Here is a 15,766-nt window from a genome sequence, read left to right on the forward strand (position 1 = left end):
TATCGGGTTCTGATCGCGGTCACGATCATCCGGCCTACTGCGTAGCAGCTAGGTGAATGGTCCCTGGAGGGCTCGATTGCACCCGGACCCTCCAGGGCAATCATCTTGCCATCAAATTCTCTTTTTGGATCAAACTGTGACTTTTCCGTGCCTGTCGGTGCCTGTCGGTGCCTGCGAGTGCCTGTCGGTACCTGTGAGTGCCTGTCGATACGGATCGTTGCCGCTCGACCGTCAACCTCGTTTGATGGCCGGGCGCCGCTGGGGCCGGTGCGCGTCGACGGTCCGGCGGTACCACCGTTTGCCGCCCTTGGTCTCGTCCGGCTCGGCGTACTGGCCGCGAGAGATGTAGCCGCGCAGCGTGCCCGTCGCGATGCCGAGATATGCGGCGACCTCGCCCTGAGTCAGCAAGTCGTCAGGGTCGCCGACCGGCTCGGGCGCCTTGGGTACGAACACCGCACGGACCACCTCGTCGACGGCCGCCTCGTCGTAGAGCTTCCAATTCCCGCGCCTGGTCGGCAGGGCGGCCGGCCAGCGCGGGTTGGTAACCCAATGCTTCTGCACGGTGTTCAGCGCGCGGTCGTAGCGCTCGGCGATCTCGGCTGTCGTGAGGCCGTTCGCGGCTGGTGCGTTGTCTCGGGCCGGGTCTACCATCGTTGTGTACTCCGTTCGTGAGTAGTCGGTCCGGCCGGCGGGATTCCGATTGAGGGCGCGTGCGCCCCGTCCCGTCGGCCGTTCGGCGTTCAAGGGGCAGGGCCCGGGGGTTCCGGGCCCTGCTGGCTTGCTAGTTCGTCTCGTCCTCGTCGTCCTGGTCGGCGAGGATGATGTCCTCGAGTCGCTCGAGGTCCTCGGTCGCCCGCGTCGCCGCGATGATGGCCGCGCGGAGCATCCACTCCGGGCTGTGTTCCTCGGCGCACACCCGGTAGAGGGTCATTCCGGTCAGCCATTCCTCGAGGATCTCGATCAGCATCTGCTTGACGACCTCGCTGCCCTGGGTGTCGCGGATCGCGCCGAGCGCGTTCTCGGCGCTGGCGATCAAGTCGAGCGGGCCGACGACGCCCACGATCCGCGCCTCGAGCTCGATCGGCGGGTACAGCTCGGCGCGGAGCCGCTTGGCGACCCGGTCGTACACCTCGCCCGCGCGGAGCTGGAAGCGGAGTTCGTAGGCCCGTCGCTGGATGTTGTCCATTGGTTCGCTTTCATCGGTCTGCCAGTCGGGTCCGACCCCGTCCGGCATGTATTACTATACAGCATGAATGTATCGTTGTACAACGAATGTGGAAGTCGATCACCCCGACTACCGACCGGAGTGGGCAGCGCGGTGACGAGGACTGATCTTGTTACGGACACCCCCAGTGCTACGCTGAGCGCGTAGCGCGTGAACTGTCCGCGCAGCGAGCACCACATCATGAAGGCCGCCACGGAATCCGTGCGCGGCCTTCGCCATTCCCCAGACCCGCAGGGCGGCAGCCGAACTGCGCTCTGCAACCCAACGTCCTGATCAGGCAGCAGACTCACTCTCCCCGCCGAGTCAGCGCCAGTCAGGACCGCCCCGAACTGCGAGCCGAGCGCACCCCCTTTCCGCGCGCGCCCGGTTCGGGGCATCAAACGTCCCCCACCGACGCGTGGGACCGTCCCGAACTGTGAGCGCCGATGGTCTTCGCTGCCGCACAGCCCTTTTCGGGACACCTTGGTCCGTAGCTCAATTGGCAAGAGCAGCCGTCTCCAAAGCGGCCGGTTCCAGGTTCGAGTCCTGGCGGATCAGCAAACCCGACGACCGCGGAACACGGTCGGTCATCAACGGGTCAGATAGCGCTGCGGGTGCGCGAGGCTGACACCGCGACGAGGCCGCGCAGCAATTCGGCCTCATCCCCTAGAAGGAGACACGACATGATCGTCGAAACCCTGTCCGCCGCCGCTCATCTGGTCGACTGGTCGCTCGTCGGCCGCGCCACCGCCAACGTCGTCGGTGCCCTGTTCGGCGCCATCTTCTGATGCAGCCCACCATCGGGCGCATCGTCCACTACACCCTCAATGAGCACGACGCGGAGTCCATCAACAAGCGCCGCGTCGACTTCGTCGAGCACCGCCGAACCGAGGGCTACGCCGACACCGGATACGTCGCCCACTACGGCAACCCGACCCGCGCGGGCGACGTCTACCCGGCCCTCATCGTGCGCACCTGGGGCGACTTGGTGAATCTCAAGGTGCAGCTCGACGGCACCGACGAGTACTGGGCGACCTCGCGATCCGAAGGCGATGGCGCTGGCTTCTGGAACTGGCCGCCGAGGAGCTGACTGTGATCCTGAAGTACCCGATCCTCGTGCTCCCGCTGCGGTGGTCGAACCTGCTGGGCTGCTGGACCTTCGGGCCCTGGGGCTGAGCATGAGCGACTTTTGTGCTGTCTGTGGTTGCTACGTAACTCAGCACCCGAACTCTATTTGTGACGAGTTCGAAGGGGGCGCCAGCGGGCTACCCAGCCTTGGCGCACAAAAGAGCACCGCTGGGCTATGCGTATTACCGCCCGGATTGAACGCATGAACCGGGTTCGCGGTGGCCATGCGCTCGCCGCATTCACCGCGGCCTGGGTGGCCTACGACATCCTGGCCGCCGAGGACGAGCAGCTGACCGACGCCGCCCGACGGATGCACCAGCGGCATCCGATCGGGTGGCCCGTCGTCGTGTTCGTCACCGCGGCCCACTTACTCGACTGGTACCGCAAGGCCGGCGTCGGCTGGCTGGACCCGTACGCCTTTGTGGGCGGCAGGATTCCGGCCCTCATCGCTGCGCTGCGGTCCCGATGACACAACGCAACACGACAGGGGAGAACTGAACATGACCGAGCACTGCGCGATTCCAACCATCGCGGATATCTCGAAGATCGTGGCCGATTCCGTGCGCGAAGCTGGCGACCGCGTCGGCGCAGCCATCGGGGTGCCCGGAGTAGGCGAGACCGCCAACGCGGCTCTCAGCGGAATGTACGGCGACATCGCGATCGAGATACAGCGCACGATGATCGTGTACGCCGCTGTCACGGCAGCCATGCAGCAGGAGCGAGAGCCGCAGCGTCCCAAGGCACTTCGCATCTATGACGGCGACTGGAAACTCAAGTTCGTCCTTGTCGACAAGGCCGACTACATCTCCTTCGACCGAGGCGTCCTCGCCCTGCCCAGCGACACCTCCATCGCCCGATGGATCCATGAACGCGCCACCCATTCTCAGGACGTGTTCGTCACGATGGACACCGATGCTGGCCGATGGCTCGGACGCCTCACCCATCTGCACATCGAGTACTGCGACGAGTTGGGCGTCATCCGCCGTGGTGAGACTGCCGTCGCCCGGCGGACTGTATCGATCGCCACTTTGGCGCAGGTGCAACCGAACTTCCGTGTGCTCGCTGCCAAGTACCCGGACGGCCGCGGCTGGCGGGCAATCCATTCGGGCACGAGCACCGCCGCAGATTTCGTCGACCGGGACGACATCAAGTTCCAGATGGCCCGGGCGATCTGCCGCAAGACTGGTGTGCCGCTGGACGACATGCATGTCCTGCTCGACGTGGTCAGCCTCGACGAGCTGGCAGCAGCCGAGAACGCCTGACGGGCAACGACATGCGAGAGCTGACCCCCGACGAGGTACGCCAGGCCACCGAGGCCGTCAACGCGATGGCCCGCCGGTCCCCGATGGGCCCAGCCAGATACGCGGCCACACTCATGCTGGCGATGCAATGCATTCGGGTCGATACGGCGTGGCCCCCGCCTGCCGACCCGATGCCGGAGTTCAAGGCCTGGCACGCCTTCGGCGCCGAGGACACCGACCGGGCAGCGTTCGCCGGCACAGGCTGCGGCTACACCCTCGCGTCCCTGCCGGCCCTTCGCCCGGGCCTGACCGGCCAGTGACCCGAGCCCGGCTGCGCGCCTGCTCGGTCGCTGGCTGCCCCAAGCTGCAGACCGCCCCGCGATGCGCTCAGCACCAGGGCGAGCTCGACCGGCACCGGCGACAGACCACACCGACCAAGGCGACCCTCGACTACGCCGAGCGACAGCGGAGGGCCGCCGCTGTCCGGGCGCACCGCCAGACCCGCGGCGACTGGTGCCCCGGATGGGGCCGGCCACCGCACCACAGCAGTGACCTCACTGCCGACCACATCACCGCAGTCGCCGCCGGCGGAAGCCCGACCGGACCATTGCAGGTGCTGTGCAGGTCATGCAACGGACGCAAGGGCGCTCGCTCGAACGTGGAACACTAGGCACATGGCCTACGGCGTGCTGATCATCCTGGTCCCCACCGAGCAGGACCGCGAGAGCTTGCCCACCGCTCCAGCATGGGCACCGCCACCGACCGGCCCCGACTACACCGCTGCCGAGAAGGCCGTGAGTGAGCTACTGGCCGGCCTCGCTCGTCGGGCCGATCCGATCGTCGAGCCCCATGGCGGGCGCACTCTCGTGGCACACACTCCGCGGCATGAGCCGCCCATCGAGCACGTCAACGTCTGGATCGACGAGGCCGGCGACACCCTCCTCGCGGCGATGCACCGGGCGGGCGAGTGCGCCGGCGCCCTGGAGCAAGCCGGGCTGGCCATCAGCTCTGTCGAGCAGATCAACTGGGAGCACGCAGTCCTCCTCGCCTGACCCTCGCGCACCAGTCTCCAGCCGGTCGCTCTGAGCCCTCCAGGACAGCTCCAGATACCCCCAGGGGGGTAGCCCCCGGGGGCCCCTCCGCAGTTGGCCCCGGCTGAGGGCGCTGCTTGGTGCGGAGGGTTCAAACATTCCGGACCAGCCAATTAGCCCACCGGTTTCCACGCTCCCATCCCTCGGCTGGTGAACTGTCCGTCCGATGGGGCGATGGTGACGGTCACCTCTTGGGCCGAGGTTACGAAGCTGTTGTCGATGATGTCGCCGGACCGGCTGGTTCGCTCCCAGTACCCGTTCTGGATCAACTTCCCGACCGGCGCGGTCGTCTTGTAGGTGCCCGGGCGGATTTGGTTCGGACCGTCGCCGACGGTCAACGTGCCGGAGCCGTACCAGTATTCGATGTCACTGGCCTGCACACGTCGGTACGTCTCCTTGATCTGGTCATCGCCGAGCATGCTGATACCAGCAGATAGCATTTCGGCGTTCCACTTCTTCGACCAATCCAGGAAGATCTGCGTGGGTGAGCAGCAGGCTGTTGCTGACGTCTGGTAGCCATTCACCTGCCGAATGAAGCTCTGGATGGCCGCAGCGGGCTGCCGAACTTGGTCGGCCTGTGTGCCAGACGAACTGGTCTTCGTACCAAAGCCGTCTGGCGGGGTCCAGCCTTTCTCGTAGGCCAGTTTGTTGAACTGGTCAGCTGGGGAGCTTCCGAACTTCGGTGGCGCGGTAGTTGCGGTAACCCTGGGCGCAAACGGTGTCGGTCGAACCTCGAAATCCGAGAGTATGAACTCGAAGTCGCGTCCAGTCTCGCTCGAAAGGTAGGCGTCAGTTCCGACAACATATGGATGGAGGCCGAACATGGACTGCCCGCTGACGCCATTCGCAATCATCTCGTTGGTAGCCCGTCCTTCCTTGCCCGTGAAGTAGACATCGACAGGAACGCCATTCTGTCGAACCTGAACGGTGGCTCGAATGCTCCTTTCGGGGCCGAAGGTCCACGTCGGTTCGTCAAACTGCGTGTTCGCGATATCTACGCTGACGTAGGGCCGTTCGTGCCCGCCACCTCCGAGGTCTGTCGTGACGTAGTAGAAGGTTGCTTTCAGGCCGCTCTGCTCGAAAATCTTCGGAGATGTCTTGGTTACCGAGGGGTCGATACTGACAGTCGTGGCAGCGGACTTGCTGTCACCGCCTCCAGATCGGATCAGCGCTACGCCAGCCACAGTCACGATTGCTGCAGTGACGCTGGTACCAATCAGAATTGCTCTCTTCTGCATGCTCCTCCGTTCTGTATGCCGCAAGAACGGCCATTCTTCCCTGGCCCGCGCGATGCCGTCCAGGGTTTCCGAGCGGTAGCGCGACGCTGCCAGGTGGAGGTGAACAATGCGCGGTGGCGCGCGAAACCGCTCAGGACCGCAACCGGATCCGAAGTCAGGACGATCCGACAGGCGTGGCCTGCAGTCAATCGCCCTGCCCAGCGAGGGCTACTCCGGCCGGCCGCCGAAGTTTCCGCTGATGCCTCGCCGTGTGATGCGGTGGGAGTTCGGCGAGAAGGGCGCGCGGCGGCAGGTTTTCGACGAGGACGCGACCGAAGCGGTTCAAGACCGCGAGGCCCAGCTGTGGAAGTGGGCCTGGAAGACACCGCAGGCGGCGGCCTGGGCCGCTGAGCCGTGGCGGTGGCAGGCCGTTGCACAGTGGGTCCGGACCTCGGTGATCTGCGAATCGAACGAGGCGACAGCCGCAGACCGCGGCTCGCTGCATCGGTTCGCTGACCAGATCGGTTTGACGCCGGCCGGACTGAAGGAGAACGGCTGGACCATCGCCTCCGACGAGGTCGGCCAGGCGCGCACCGCCGCGGCCAATAAGTCCGCACCCGTAGCACCTTCAACCCCTGCCCGCCGCCTGCGGGCCATGCCCGGTGGCGGGGCCTGACGGGTGGCTGGTCGAGTGGCCGACGCTCGGCGACATCGGCGAGGCGTGGGTCCGCCAGCATTGCCGGATCCCTGACGGCTTCCGCCGCGGCGCCGAATTCGTCTGGTCCGACTGGCAATTCTGGTGCGCCGCGAACTATGGACGGATCCGCGCTGGCGTCGAGTGGATTACTGAGGACCAGCCGCTGTTCAACCAGGCGTTCGTCTACAGGCGCATGCAGGTGGTCGCGCCGCAGAAGACGGGCAAAGGGCCGTGGGGTGCGTCGATGGCGTGCCTGGAAGCCGTTGGCCCGTCGCAGTTTCTGGGCTGGGCGGGCCCGGGCGACGGGTGGGCGTGCTCGGACTGGGGTTGCGGCTGCGGCTGGGAGTACGAGTATCTGCCCGGCGAGCCGATGGCGATGCGTCACCCGTCGCCGGTGCTGCAGCTGACCGCAACCAACGAGGACCAGGTCGGCAACGTCTATCGACCACTGACCGCCATGATCAAGCTCGGCCCGCTGTCGGACCTGATGGTCGTGCGCGAGGGATTCATCCGCATCCTGGACGGCGTCGGTGGCGACGACTTCGACCGCATCGACGCCGTAACGTCCAGTGCCACAGGTCGAGTTGGTAACCCGATCTCCTGGGCGCTGCAGGATGAGACCGGCCTGTACACCAAGCGGAACAAGATGGTCGGCATCGCCGAGACCCAGCGCCGCGGCGCGGCCGGTATGGGTGGGCGCACCATCGAGACCACGAACGCGTGGGACCCGTCGGAGAATTCGACGGCCCAGCGCACGTGGGAAGCGAAGGCGCCGGACATCTTCCGGTTCTTCCGCCAGCCACCAGCGTCGCTGTCGTGGGGCAACAAGCGCGACCGGCGCAAGATCCTGCGCCACGTCTACGCCGGTAGCCCGTGGGTGAACCTGGACTCGATCGAGGCCGAGGCCGCCGAGCTCAATGAGCTCGACCCGGCTCAGGCCGAACGATTCTTCGGCAACCGCCTGGTCGCCCGCATGGGTTCCTGGCTGCCGCAAGGACTCTGGGAGAGCCGCTATGCCGAAGATCTGGCTACCTAACCCGCCGCCGGGGTCGGCAATCTGCCTCGGCTTCGACGGATCCGAGAACAACGACTGGACCGCGCTGCGCGGCGAGACCCGCGCCGGGCTGCAGTTCACCCCGCGCTACGGGCCCGACCGCCGGCCGACGATCTGGAATCCCGACGATTGGGGCGGGCGGATCCCGCGCGGCGAAGTGCATGCGGCCATCAGCGAGGTTTTCCGAACCTGGTCGGTCGCACGCATGTACGCCGACCCGTACGACTGGCGCAGTGAGATCGGTGATTGGGCCCTGGAGTACGGCGACGAGCATGTCGTCGAGTGGCCGACGAACCGGGTTACGCCGATGTATGGCGCGATCCGCCGGTTCGAGATCGATCTGAAGACCGGGCGCATCCAGCAGGACGGCTGCCCGATCGCCGCGGCCCATATCGCCAACTGCCGCCGGGTCGCCAAACCCGGTGACAAATACGTGCTCGGCAAACCTGCCGACCACCAGAAGATCGACGCCGCAATCACTTCGATCCTGGCGCACGAGGCCGCCTCGGACGCCCGGGAAGCCGGGTGGGAAGACGTCGATAGCCGCATGTTCTGTTTCAGCTGAATAGGGAGGTGAGCGCGGATGGTCGAGCTTCGGACGCAGCTCACCGACGATGAGCGCGACATGATCGGCAAGCTCAACGCCAAGCATCACAAGGACGCGCGCCGCGACAAGCTGCTCGACGCCTATTTCGAAGGCTCGCAGCGGCTCAAGCACATCGGCCTGGCTGTGCCCGAGGAACTGCGTATCTTCGAGCTGGTCGCGAACTGGCCGGGCATGTACGTGCGGGAACTCGCGCGGCGGGGGAAGATCAAGGCGATCTACCGGCCAGGCCGCAACATGCGCGACCCTGAGATGCAGCAAGCGTTCACTGCGAACAACCTGGCCGCCCAGGTCTCGCTGCTCACACAGGAAGCCCGGATCTTCGGGCGCGCCTTCGCCGTGGTGGGTACCAACGATGAGGACGCCAACCGCCCGCTGATCAGCGTCGAATCGGCGCAACAGATTTCGGTGCTGGTCGACCGGCGACGTCGGCGCCTGGCCGCCGGATTCCGCCAGTTCCGTGAGGACAACGGGGAACGTGTCGGCACCCTCCTGTTGCCCGACAAGACGATTCAGGTGGTTGCCGGTCGCGGCGGCTGGGTGGTCGACAGCGTCGGCAGCGACGACGGGCGCGATGAGCACAACCTCGGCCGCGTGCCGATGGTCATGTTCCTGAATCGGCAACGGCTCGGGAAGTGGCACGGCGCATCCGAGATGACCGATCTGATGGGCATCACCGATTCGTGCGCGCGCACCCTGACCAACATGGCCATCGGCGTCGAGACCCATGCCGTACCACCGCGGTGGGCGCTGGGCATGAGCAAGGGCGATTTCGTCGACAAGGACGGCAAGCCACTGCCTGTGTGGCAGGCGTACTACACCGCTATCTGGGCCACCCAGAAGTCACCGAAAGACGCTGCGGTCGGCCAGTTCTCCGCCACAGACCTGCGTAACTTCCATGAGACGGTGAAGCTGTACGCCGGGCTCGCCAGTTCCGTGACCGGGCTGCCGTTCCGGTACTTCGGCGAGAACACCGCCAACCCGGCGGCAGAGGGCGCGATTCGCGCTGACGAGTCGCGGATTGTCTCGAACGTGGAGGATTTCAACACTCAGGTTGGCGTGGGTCTGTCCTGGGTGATGGCGCTCTACGAACGGTTCCGCACCGGCGAGTGGCCGACCCCCGGGGATCCGATTTCCGTGCAGTGGCGCGACCCTGCGACCCCGACCAAGGCTGAAGAGGCCGACGCGATCCAGAAGCTCAACGGCGGCAACCCGGTGCTGTCGCGCGAGGGGTCGTGGGACGAGATGGGGTGGGACGAAGAGCGCAAGGCCCGCGAGCGCGACTACTTCGAGCAGGAGTCCGCCGACTCTGCCCTCGATCGATTCGCCGACCGACTCAGGGGCGGAGCAGGGGGCGATGGCAACACTGCTGGCAGCGCCGCAAGCGGCAACTGAGTTCGACCGGGCCCAGCGCGCCGTGTCGAGCGATGTCCTCGACGAGGTCGCCGCCCGGTGGGGGACCCTGCCGCCCAATGATTTCGACGCCTGGTTCGCCCGCAACGTCGACCGCCTGGTCCGCCTGGTCGCCGCCGGGCAGGCCGCGGCCACCGCGGACGCGGACGGCTACGTCGGTGACGTGCTCGACGAGCAAGGCATCGGCACCACGCAGGAGGCACGCCCGAACCCCGGCCGGCTGATCGGGGTGACGTCCGACGGCCGCGGCATCGACGGCTTGCTGCATCAGGCCGTGGTCGATGCACAGCAGCGCGTCGCCCGGGGCGAGTCGGCCTATATGGCCTGGCAGACCGCTGGCCGACTGGTCCACACCTACGTGCAAACCGAGCTCGCCGACGTCGGCCGGGCCGCGACCGGGCTCGGCATCGTGTCCCGCCGCAACATCGGGTACCGGCGAATGCTGGTCCCGCCCAGCTGCTCTCGCTGCGTCGTCCTGGCGGGCCGCTTCTACCGCTGGTCGGCAGGGTTCAAACGCCATCCGAACTGCAACTGCCGGCATATCCCGTGCCGCGAGGATGTCGCCGACGACGTCCGCACCGACCCGCACCGATACTTCGAGAGCCTGACCGCGGCCGAGCAAGACAAGACGTTCGGTGTCGCTGGCGCCCAGGCGATCCGCGACGGTGCCGATATCTCGCAGGTGGTCAACGCTGACCGCGGCGTGACCGTGGTCGGCGGCCGCCAGCAGCGCACCAACGTCTACGGGCAGCAGCTGCTGATCACCAGCGAGGGAACGACCCGGCGCGGCATCGCCGGGAAGATCTTCCGGGCCCGCGGCCGCAACTCGCGCAGAACACCGCGGCTCATGCCCGAAGCGATCTACGAAATCGCCGAGAGCCATGAGGACGCGCTGAACCTGCTGCGCAAGAACGGCTACCTGCTCGACGAATTCCCGACCAAGAGACGAGCCGCGCAAGGCCCGCATCGCGCAGAAGCCACGCCCACCGAGTCGCCCGCACCCGCAGCGCCGGCCGCGGCCGCCGAACCGGCAGCGCCGAAGGCGCGCAAGGTGTCACCGTTCGCTGGCCGCTCGACCGCGGACCTGTCGGCGCGGCTGACCGCGAAGGCCGAGGCCGGAGAGATCGACGACGAGTTCGACGCCCTGGCCGCCGAGATCGACCTGCGCGACCAGCGCGCCCAGGTCGAGCGTGACCGGCGCGCCGCCAAGCGGGACGCGAAAGCTCGTGCCCAGGACGACAAATACGAGCAGCTGATCGGCAAGGGTGTCGACGACGAGACCGCGATCGAGCAGGCCTATGGCGTGGCTGTGCCCGAGCAGCGTCGCCGCAACGCCCGGTCGTACTTGTCTGGTCTGGGCTACGACGGCAAGGGACTCGACGAGCAGATCCGGGCATGGCACCGCGACGAAGCACACCAAGCCTGGCTGAACGCCGAGGACGCCACAAACGGCTACATGCTCAGCAAGCACGGCGAGCGCGCGGGCATCGACCCGCGGAAACTGTGGTCGATGCCCGAGGACCGCGCCCGCAAGTACGCGAGCGAGGAACTGCGAGCATGGTGGGATGAGTATGGCCGCACCACCACGGCCGAGCTGAAAGCCCAGCTACTCGACCCGACAGAGCTGGCCCGGATCCAATCGCGCGGAAGGGATTACCTGCAGTGAGCAGCGAGGACTACCGCGCCGCGCACGCCGCGGGCCGGACCGCCTACGACAACGGCGAGCCGCCCACCGCGAACCCGTACGCCGCCGCGTCCCGCGCGGGAATGACCGCGCGGGACATCGTCGTCGAGCAGCGCGACCCGGCCGAGGTGAATCCTCGCGCCGCCACGCTGGCGCGGCTGTGGCTGACCGGCTGGCAGTCCGGCCGCGACGCCGCCGAATCTTCCCGCTAGCAGCGGGATTCCACACGCCCACGCCCGGCGGTAACGGGCGTATTCGTCCCGACCGGCGCGAGGCCGGCCGGAATTCTTCCGCGATGGAGGAGCCCCACCCGATGAGTATCAACCTGCCTGTGCACCCGATCTTCGGCACCGCAATCGGTCTGCGCCGCAACGGCGCACCGATCTGGACGATCCGTGGCGGATCCGAAGACAACGAAACGACTGGCGCGACGTCGGTCGAATCGAGCACCACCTCGACCGACAGCGTTACCGACGAGGGCGACCTCGGCGAGAGCGGCGAGAAGGCACTCAAGGCCGAGCGTGCCGCGCGCCGCGCAGCCGAGAAGGCCGCCCGCGAGAGCTCCACTCGCGAGCAGGATCTCGCGAACAAGCTCAAGGCGATCGAGGACGCCAACAAGACCGACGCCGAGAAGCAATCGGAGCGGATCGCCGGACTCGAGAAGGACGCCGCGAAGGCGGTCCGCTACGAGGCCGCCGAGAAGACCGGGCTGTCGCTGGCGCTGGCGCAGCGGCTCAAGGGCAGCACCCTCGACGAAATGATCGCCGACGCCGAGGAACTCAAGGCGCTCATCGGCGGCGGCACCGCGCAGACCGACGGGACCGAGACCAAGGAAACGAAGACCCCGAAGCCCGATCGCCGCCAAGGCGGCGGCGGTGGCGAGGTGTCCGGGTCCATGGCCTCCGGTCGAGCGGCCTACGAAGCGCGCAAGACCCGCAAGTAACCACGACCCCAGAAAAGGAGGGGACGCAATGGATCTCAAGATCACTACCGAGACCTTCGGGCAGGACGATCAGTCCTGGCTGGCCTCGGCCGAGGGCACCGACCGGGCCCGCACCATCACCCTGGACCTGACCACCTTCACCGCCGGCACCCACTACCCCAACGGGTACCTGAAGTCCGGCTACGCCCTCAAGAAGCTCGGCAGCGGCAAGTACGGGCTGTTCAGCGTGGGCGACGAATCGGCCGCCTCGATCGCCGGTCACTGGCTGACCGCGGTGCGTGTCCCGACCGGCGCGACCAAGGTGTCCGGCGCTCTGCTCTGGCACGGCAGCGTCCTGGCCGCCAAGTGCCCCCACACCGTCAACGCTGCCGGGCAGGCGACTGCCAAGCAGATCACCTACTTCTGAGAGGAGGCGTAACCGATGGCACTCGTGCTCAATTCCGACTACGTCACCCCGGCCGAGCTGACCGGCTACGTCCGCGCGGCGCTGGCCGACCAGCCGATCAACGATCTGACGCTCATCGACGACCTGCTGCCCGACACCATGGTCGACGACGTCGAGTTCCGCGCGCAGATCACCCAGCGCGGTCTGCGCAAGGCCGGCCAGTTCCGGTCGTGGGACACCGAGGCCCGCATCAGCGGCCGCAAGGGCATCGCCCGCATCAGCGGCGAACTGCCGCCCATGTCGGAGAAGCGGCGCCTGGGCGAATACGACCGGCTGCGACTGCGCAAGGCCGACACCGCGATCCGCGACACCATCGAAAACGATGCTGTCGAGCTCGCGCAGGCGATCCGCACCCGCGTCATCATGGCCAAGGCCGCGGCGCTGGTGAACGGCAAGGTGACGCTGACCGAGAACGGGCTCGACCTGGAGGCCGATTTCCTGCGGCTCCCCGGCCACACCCTCACCGCGGCTGCCTTGTGGAGCGTGGCCGGTGCCGGCGCGGCCGACCCGGTCATCGACCAGGAATCGTTTTTCTCGACCTTCCGCGTCAGCAACTCGGCGAACCCGGCCCGGGCGATCACCAGCCAGCGCGTCATGTCGACGCTCATGCGGCAGGACAAGATCCGCGCCGCGTGCCTGCCACCCGGCTCGACCAACGGCATCGTGACCCGTGATCAGGTCAACGCGCTGTTCACCTCGTTCGGTCACCCGCCGTTCGAGATTTTCGACGCCCAGGTCGAGGATGCTGACGGCAACACGCAGCGTCTCATCCCCGACGACCGGATCCTGTATGTCGGCGGCAACAGCAAGCTCGGCGAAACCGCGTGGGGCACTACGGCGGAAGCGATCGAACCCGACTACGGGATCGACGCGTCCGAGGCGCCCGGCATCGTGGTCGGTTCCTACATGGACAACGACCCGGTCGCTCGCTGGACCAAGGCGTCGGGCATCGCGCTGCCGCTGCTGCTCAACGCGAACGCGACCATGATTGTGAAGGTGCTGTGATGGCGCGCCGTCTCGCGACCTTCGTGCACGTCCACACCCCCGACGGCACCCACGTGTTCGGTCCCGACGACGTCGTGCCCGACGAGGTGGCCGCCCTGATCACCAACCCGGACGCGTGGGCCGCCGAACCGGATCCCGAACCGGCGCAGCAGGTTCCCGACAAGGAACCCGACGAGTCGTGGACGCTCCCGCAGCTGCGCGAGTACGCCGCCGGCAAGCACATCGACCTGGGCGCCGCGACCAAGAAGCCCGACGTCCTGGCCGCGATCCTGGCCGCCCGCAAGGCTGACAGCGGGAACGATGGCAACGCCGCTGTTTGAGCTGACCGACGTCCAGGCGATCTCCGGTGAGACATTCGTCGACCCGGAGATCGCCCAGGTCGAGCGTTTCGTCCGAATGGCCAGCGCGCGCATGCGTTCCAAGGTGTCCGGGCTCGACTCCCGCATCGCCGCGGGAACGCTCGATGCGGACATCGTGATCGGCATCGGCGTGGACATGGTCCTGCGGGCCCTGGCCACGGTGCGCCGCGGCATCGATGTCACCCGCACCGAGTACCCGGAGATCAGCACCCAGTACGCGCAGGACCACTACGGCAGCCTGCTGTATCTGACCGACGCCGAACTCGCCGACCTGCTCGACACCCCCACCGACGGCGACGCGTTCACCATCAGCATCGGCGGCCGACCGTGAGCCTTCCCGAACGCTGGACACTGCTACGCCCCGGACCACCGATCATCGACCCTGCCACCGGTAACCGCCAGCCCAGCCCGCCCACCGAGATCCGTTGGCGTGGACTGCTGCAGCAGGCCAGCATCGTCGACGCCACCGTGGTCGACGAGTTCGAAGACGGTCATGTCGCGCAGCGTCTCACGCTGCTCCTGGACCCGGGCCTGCCCGGCGGTACCAGCCGCCGCGACATCTGGCGATTCGACGGGCCGACGTCGGTGGCGGACCTGGTTCAGGTCGGCGACACCGTCACCGTGCACGGCACACCGCGGGCCCGCCGCCCCGCGCTCGGATCCCGCCGCCCCGCCTACATCGCCGCAGCGGTGCGGCATTCGACCGACATGAAGGAGAACCGACCATGATCGCATCGTGGACCGACGCCGACGGCGTCACCCACTGGGCAGCCGACGAGTCCAAGGCCCACCGCAAGCACCTCGAAACCGCCCCTGCCCCCGAGGCATCGCCCGCCCCGACGGCCCCCGACGCTCCGCCTGCGCTGGCATCGGCCGAGGCCGAGGCTGTCGAGCCGCCGACCAAGCCTGAAACCTCGCGGCGCCGAGCATGATTCGGCTGACCATCTTCGACGACGTGTGCCGCAGTGCGGCGCGCGTGCTGTCGACGCCGAAGCGGCGTGCGATCGCCCATGAGATCGCGGCCGAGGCGCGTGCGAGCGCACCGGTACTGACCGGTGCCTACCGCGACGGCATCAGCGTGCACGTATCGGGCACGGAGGTCGACGTGGTCGACGACGACCCCGACGCCATCTACAAGGAATACGGAACCTCGGTGGCACCGGCACACGCCGCGCTGACCGACGCCGCCCGCGCCCGCGGCAAATACCGTGGCTGGAAGCCGAAGCGATGACACCGATCCCGTTCGCGCCCGGCGCGGTGCGGGCCTTCCTGATCGCGCAGCCCTCACTGACCGCGCTCGTGGCCGCGGACAACATCACGACCCGCGACCTGCCCGACCCCATCACCGCGCCGTTTGTCACCCTGCGCGCGCCCGGCAACGTTGGAGCGGATCCGTTCCTGCGTCGCCCACTGATCCAGGTGGATGCTTGGGCGCCGAAGCTGGAAATCCTCGGTGGCACCACCGATCCCGAAGAGGTCGCCTGGGACATCGCCGCAATGGCGGGCGAGCTGCTGGGCCGCGCCCGCCCGCAGCAGTTCCGTGACAGCGCGTGGACGGCGACCTGGACCGACGGGCCGATCACGTTCGTCGACACCGCCCGCGGTATCGACCTGCCGCTGTTCCGCGCCACGGTGCGCGTCGAGCTGAAAATGCGCGCCGCCCGCGCCTGAACACCCCCCT

At 67.4% G+C, this 15,766-nt stretch carries 23 protein-coding genes and 1 tRNA gene; 21 read left to right on the forward strand and 3 right to left on the reverse strand.

Going from position 1 to position 15,766, the window contains the following annotated elements:
* Positions 1–231: 231 nt before the first annotated feature.
* Positions 232–651 (reverse strand): hypothetical protein, encoded by a 420-nt coding sequence (locus ACFXN1_RS40895; protein WP_379436335.1) that lies wholly within the window; start codon positions 649–651, stop codon positions 232–234.
* 130 nt (positions 652–781) lie between these two features.
* Positions 782–1,234: a hypothetical protein gene (locus ACFXN1_RS40900; RefSeq protein ID WP_379436337.1), complete on the reverse strand. Its 453-nt coding sequence runs from the start codon at positions 1,232–1,234 to the stop codon at positions 782–784.
* Positions 1,235–1,688: 454 nt separating this feature from the next.
* Between ACFXN1_RS40900 and ACFXN1_RS40905 the strand changes: the two genes are divergently transcribed.
* The 6 genes from ACFXN1_RS40905 to ACFXN1_RS40930 all read left to right on the forward strand — a co-directional run bounded on the left by ACFXN1_RS40905 (position 1,689) and on the right by ACFXN1_RS40930 (position 4,625).
* Positions 1,689–1,762 (forward strand) — tRNA-Trp (locus ACFXN1_RS40905).
* Between the two features lie 229 nt (positions 1,763–1,991).
* Positions 1,992–2,294 carry a hypothetical protein gene (locus ACFXN1_RS40910; RefSeq protein WP_379436339.1) on the forward strand — a complete coding sequence of 101 codons (303 nt, stop codon included), beginning with the start codon at positions 1,992–1,994 and terminating at the stop codon, positions 2,292–2,294.
* 240 nt (positions 2,295–2,534) lie between these two features.
* Entirely contained in the window at positions 2,535–2,801 is a 267-nt protein-coding gene (locus tag ACFXN1_RS40915) for a hypothetical protein (protein ID WP_379436340.1), read from the forward strand.
* Between the two features lie 31 nt (positions 2,802–2,832).
* Positions 2,833–3,594, forward strand: coding sequence for a hypothetical protein (locus ACFXN1_RS40920; protein WP_379436342.1), 762 nt, complete (start codon positions 2,833–2,835; stop codon positions 3,592–3,594).
* 11 nt (positions 3,595–3,605) lie between these two features.
* Complete coding sequence (locus ACFXN1_RS40925; protein ID WP_379436343.1) at positions 3,606–3,893, forward strand: hypothetical protein; 288 nt, start codon at positions 3,606–3,608, stop codon at positions 3,891–3,893.
* Between the two features lie 354 nt (positions 3,894–4,247).
* The gene (locus tag ACFXN1_RS40930) at positions 4,248–4,625 is read left to right on the forward strand and encodes a hypothetical protein (protein WP_379436345.1); all 378 of its coding nucleotides are present in this window, start codon (positions 4,248–4,250) and stop codon (positions 4,623–4,625) included.
* Between the two features lie 152 nt (positions 4,626–4,777).
* Here ACFXN1_RS40930 and ACFXN1_RS40935 read toward each other — a convergent pair whose 3' ends face one another.
* Complete coding sequence (locus tag ACFXN1_RS40935) at positions 4,778–5,902, reverse strand: hypothetical protein (RefSeq protein WP_379436347.1); 1,125 nt, start codon at positions 5,900–5,902, stop codon at positions 4,778–4,780.
* A 238-nt stretch (positions 5,903–6,140) separates the two neighbouring features.
* On the opposite strand from ACFXN1_RS40935, the gene ACFXN1_RS40940 reads away from it, so the two are divergent.
* From ACFXN1_RS40940 to ACFXN1_RS41010, 15 genes are all read left to right on the forward strand, one after another.
* Positions 6,141–6,557, forward strand: a complete 417-nt coding sequence (locus ACFXN1_RS40940; protein WP_379436348.1) for a hypothetical protein — start codon at positions 6,141–6,143, stop codon at positions 6,555–6,557.
* Positions 6,544–7,614: a terminase gene (locus ACFXN1_RS40945; RefSeq protein WP_379436350.1), complete on the forward strand. Its 1,071-nt coding sequence runs from the start codon at positions 6,544–6,546 to the stop codon at positions 7,612–7,614. Before ACFXN1_RS40940 ends, ACFXN1_RS40945 begins: the two co-directional genes overlap by 14 nt.
* Positions 7,592–8,197 carry a terminase gene (locus tag ACFXN1_RS40950; protein ID WP_379436351.1) on the forward strand — a complete coding sequence of 202 codons (606 nt, stop codon included), beginning with the start codon at positions 7,592–7,594 and terminating at the stop codon, positions 8,195–8,197. The genes ACFXN1_RS40945 and ACFXN1_RS40950 overlap by 23 nt, the downstream gene beginning before the upstream one ends.
* A gap of 18 nt (positions 8,198–8,215) precedes the next feature.
* Positions 8,216–9,631 carry a phage portal protein gene (locus ACFXN1_RS40955; protein ID WP_379463870.1) on the forward strand — a complete coding sequence of 472 codons (1,416 nt, stop codon included), beginning with the start codon at positions 8,216–8,218 and terminating at the stop codon, positions 9,629–9,631.
* Positions 9,594–11,315: a hypothetical protein gene (locus ACFXN1_RS40960; RefSeq protein WP_379436354.1), complete on the forward strand. Its 1,722-nt coding sequence runs from the start codon at positions 9,594–9,596 to the stop codon at positions 11,313–11,315. Before ACFXN1_RS40955 ends, ACFXN1_RS40960 begins: the two co-directional genes overlap by 38 nt.
* Entirely contained in the window at positions 11,312–11,545 is a 234-nt protein-coding gene (locus ACFXN1_RS40965; protein WP_379436356.1) for a hypothetical protein, read from the forward strand. The genes ACFXN1_RS40960 and ACFXN1_RS40965 overlap by 4 nt, the downstream gene beginning before the upstream one ends.
* A 101-nt stretch (positions 11,546–11,646) precedes the next feature.
* The gene (locus tag ACFXN1_RS40970) at positions 11,647–12,276 is read left to right on the forward strand and encodes a hypothetical protein (RefSeq protein ID WP_379436357.1); all 630 of its coding nucleotides are present in this window, start codon (positions 11,647–11,649) and stop codon (positions 12,274–12,276) included.
* A 28-nt stretch (positions 12,277–12,304) separates the two neighbouring features.
* On the forward strand, positions 12,305–12,682 hold the full coding sequence (locus ACFXN1_RS40975) for a potassium transporter (protein WP_379436359.1): 378 nt from the start codon (positions 12,305–12,307) through the stop codon (positions 12,680–12,682).
* Positions 12,683–12,697: 15 nt separating this feature from the next.
* Positions 12,698–13,726: a major capsid protein gene (locus tag ACFXN1_RS40980; protein WP_379436360.1), complete on the forward strand. Its 1,029-nt coding sequence runs from the start codon at positions 12,698–12,700 to the stop codon at positions 13,724–13,726.
* Positions 13,726–14,046 carry a hypothetical protein gene (locus ACFXN1_RS40985; RefSeq protein ID WP_379436362.1) on the forward strand — a complete coding sequence of 107 codons (321 nt, stop codon included), beginning with the start codon at positions 13,726–13,728 and terminating at the stop codon, positions 14,044–14,046. Before ACFXN1_RS40980 ends, ACFXN1_RS40985 begins: the two co-directional genes overlap by 1 nt.
* Positions 14,027–14,416 (forward strand): hypothetical protein, encoded by a 390-nt coding sequence (locus ACFXN1_RS40990; protein ID WP_379436363.1) that lies wholly within the window; start codon positions 14,027–14,029, stop codon positions 14,414–14,416. The genes ACFXN1_RS40985 and ACFXN1_RS40990 overlap by 20 nt, the downstream gene beginning before the upstream one ends.
* A complete protein-coding gene (locus ACFXN1_RS40995) occupies positions 14,413–14,814 on the forward strand; it encodes a hypothetical protein (protein ID WP_379436364.1) in 402 nt (133 codons plus the stop codon). The genes ACFXN1_RS40990 and ACFXN1_RS40995 overlap by 4 nt, the downstream gene beginning before the upstream one ends.
* Positions 14,811–15,017 (forward strand): hypothetical protein, encoded by a 207-nt coding sequence (locus ACFXN1_RS41000; protein WP_379436366.1) that lies wholly within the window; start codon positions 14,811–14,813, stop codon positions 15,015–15,017. Before ACFXN1_RS40995 ends, ACFXN1_RS41000 begins: the two co-directional genes overlap by 4 nt.
* Positions 15,014–15,316, forward strand: a complete 303-nt coding sequence (locus tag ACFXN1_RS41005) for an HK97 gp10 family phage protein (protein ID WP_379436368.1) — start codon at positions 15,014–15,016, stop codon at positions 15,314–15,316. The genes ACFXN1_RS41000 and ACFXN1_RS41005 overlap by 4 nt, the downstream gene beginning before the upstream one ends.
* On the forward strand, positions 15,313–15,756 hold the full coding sequence (locus tag ACFXN1_RS41010) for a hypothetical protein (RefSeq protein WP_379436369.1): 444 nt from the start codon (positions 15,313–15,315) through the stop codon (positions 15,754–15,756). The genes ACFXN1_RS41005 and ACFXN1_RS41010 overlap by 4 nt, the downstream gene beginning before the upstream one ends.
* The last annotated feature ends 10 nt before the right edge of the window (positions 15,757–15,766 follow it).

Source organism: Nocardia sp. NPDC059154 (assembly GCF_042755705.1).
In the GTDB taxonomy this organism is placed as follows: Bacteria; Actinomycetota; Actinomycetes; order Mycobacteriales; family Mycobacteriaceae; genus Nocardia.

Coding starts and splice junctions, on each gene's coding strand:
- ACFXN1_RS40895 (WP_379436335.1), bottom strand. CDS start 651: ATGGTAGACCCGGCCCGAGACAACGCACCAGCCGCGAACGGCCTCACG.
- ACFXN1_RS40900 (WP_379436337.1), bottom strand. CDS start 1,234: ATGCCGGACGGGGTCGGACCCGACTGGCAGACCGATGAAAGCGAACCA.
- ACFXN1_RS40910 (WP_379436339.1), top strand. CDS start 1,992: ATGCAGCCCACCATCGGGCGCATCGTCCACTACACCCTCAATGAGCAC.
- ACFXN1_RS40915 (WP_379436340.1), top strand. CDS start 2,535: ATGAACCGGGTTCGCGGTGGCCATGCGCTCGCCGCATTCACCGCGGCC.
- ACFXN1_RS40920 (WP_379436342.1), top strand. CDS start 2,833: ATGACCGAGCACTGCGCGATTCCAACCATCGCGGATATCTCGAAGATC.
- ACFXN1_RS40925 (WP_379436343.1), top strand. CDS start 3,606: ATGCGAGAGCTGACCCCCGACGAGGTACGCCAGGCCACCGAGGCCGTC.
- ACFXN1_RS40930 (WP_379436345.1), top strand. CDS start 4,248: ATGGCCTACGGCGTGCTGATCATCCTGGTCCCCACCGAGCAGGACCGC.
- ACFXN1_RS40935 (WP_379436347.1), bottom strand. CDS start 5,902: ATGCAGAAGAGAGCAATTCTGATTGGTACCAGCGTCACTGCAGCAATC.
- ACFXN1_RS40940 (WP_379436348.1), top strand. CDS start 6,141: ATGCCTCGCCGTGTGATGCGGTGGGAGTTCGGCGAGAAGGGCGCGCGG.
- ACFXN1_RS40950 (WP_379436351.1), top strand. CDS start 7,592: ATGCCGAAGATCTGGCTACCTAACCCGCCGCCGGGGTCGGCAATCTGC.
- ACFXN1_RS40955 (WP_379463870.1), top strand. CDS start 8,216: ATGGTCGAGCTTCGGACGCAGCTCACCGACGATGAGCGCGACATGATC.
- ACFXN1_RS40960 (WP_379436354.1), top strand. CDS start 9,594: ATGGCAACACTGCTGGCAGCGCCGCAAGCGGCAACTGAGTTCGACCGG.
- ACFXN1_RS40970 (WP_379436357.1), top strand. CDS start 11,647: ATGAGTATCAACCTGCCTGTGCACCCGATCTTCGGCACCGCAATCGGT.
- ACFXN1_RS40975 (WP_379436359.1), top strand. CDS start 12,305: ATGGATCTCAAGATCACTACCGAGACCTTCGGGCAGGACGATCAGTCC.
- ACFXN1_RS40980 (WP_379436360.1), top strand. CDS start 12,698: ATGGCACTCGTGCTCAATTCCGACTACGTCACCCCGGCCGAGCTGACC.
- ACFXN1_RS40985 (WP_379436362.1), top strand. CDS start 13,726: ATGGCGCGCCGTCTCGCGACCTTCGTGCACGTCCACACCCCCGACGGC.
- ACFXN1_RS40990 (WP_379436363.1), top strand. CDS start 14,027: ATGGCAACGCCGCTGTTTGAGCTGACCGACGTCCAGGCGATCTCCGGT.
- ACFXN1_RS41000 (WP_379436366.1), top strand. CDS start 14,811: ATGATCGCATCGTGGACCGACGCCGACGGCGTCACCCACTGGGCAGCC.
- ACFXN1_RS41005 (WP_379436368.1), top strand. CDS start 15,014: ATGATTCGGCTGACCATCTTCGACGACGTGTGCCGCAGTGCGGCGCGC.
- ACFXN1_RS41010 (WP_379436369.1), top strand. CDS start 15,313: ATGACACCGATCCCGTTCGCGCCCGGCGCGGTGCGGGCCTTCCTGATC.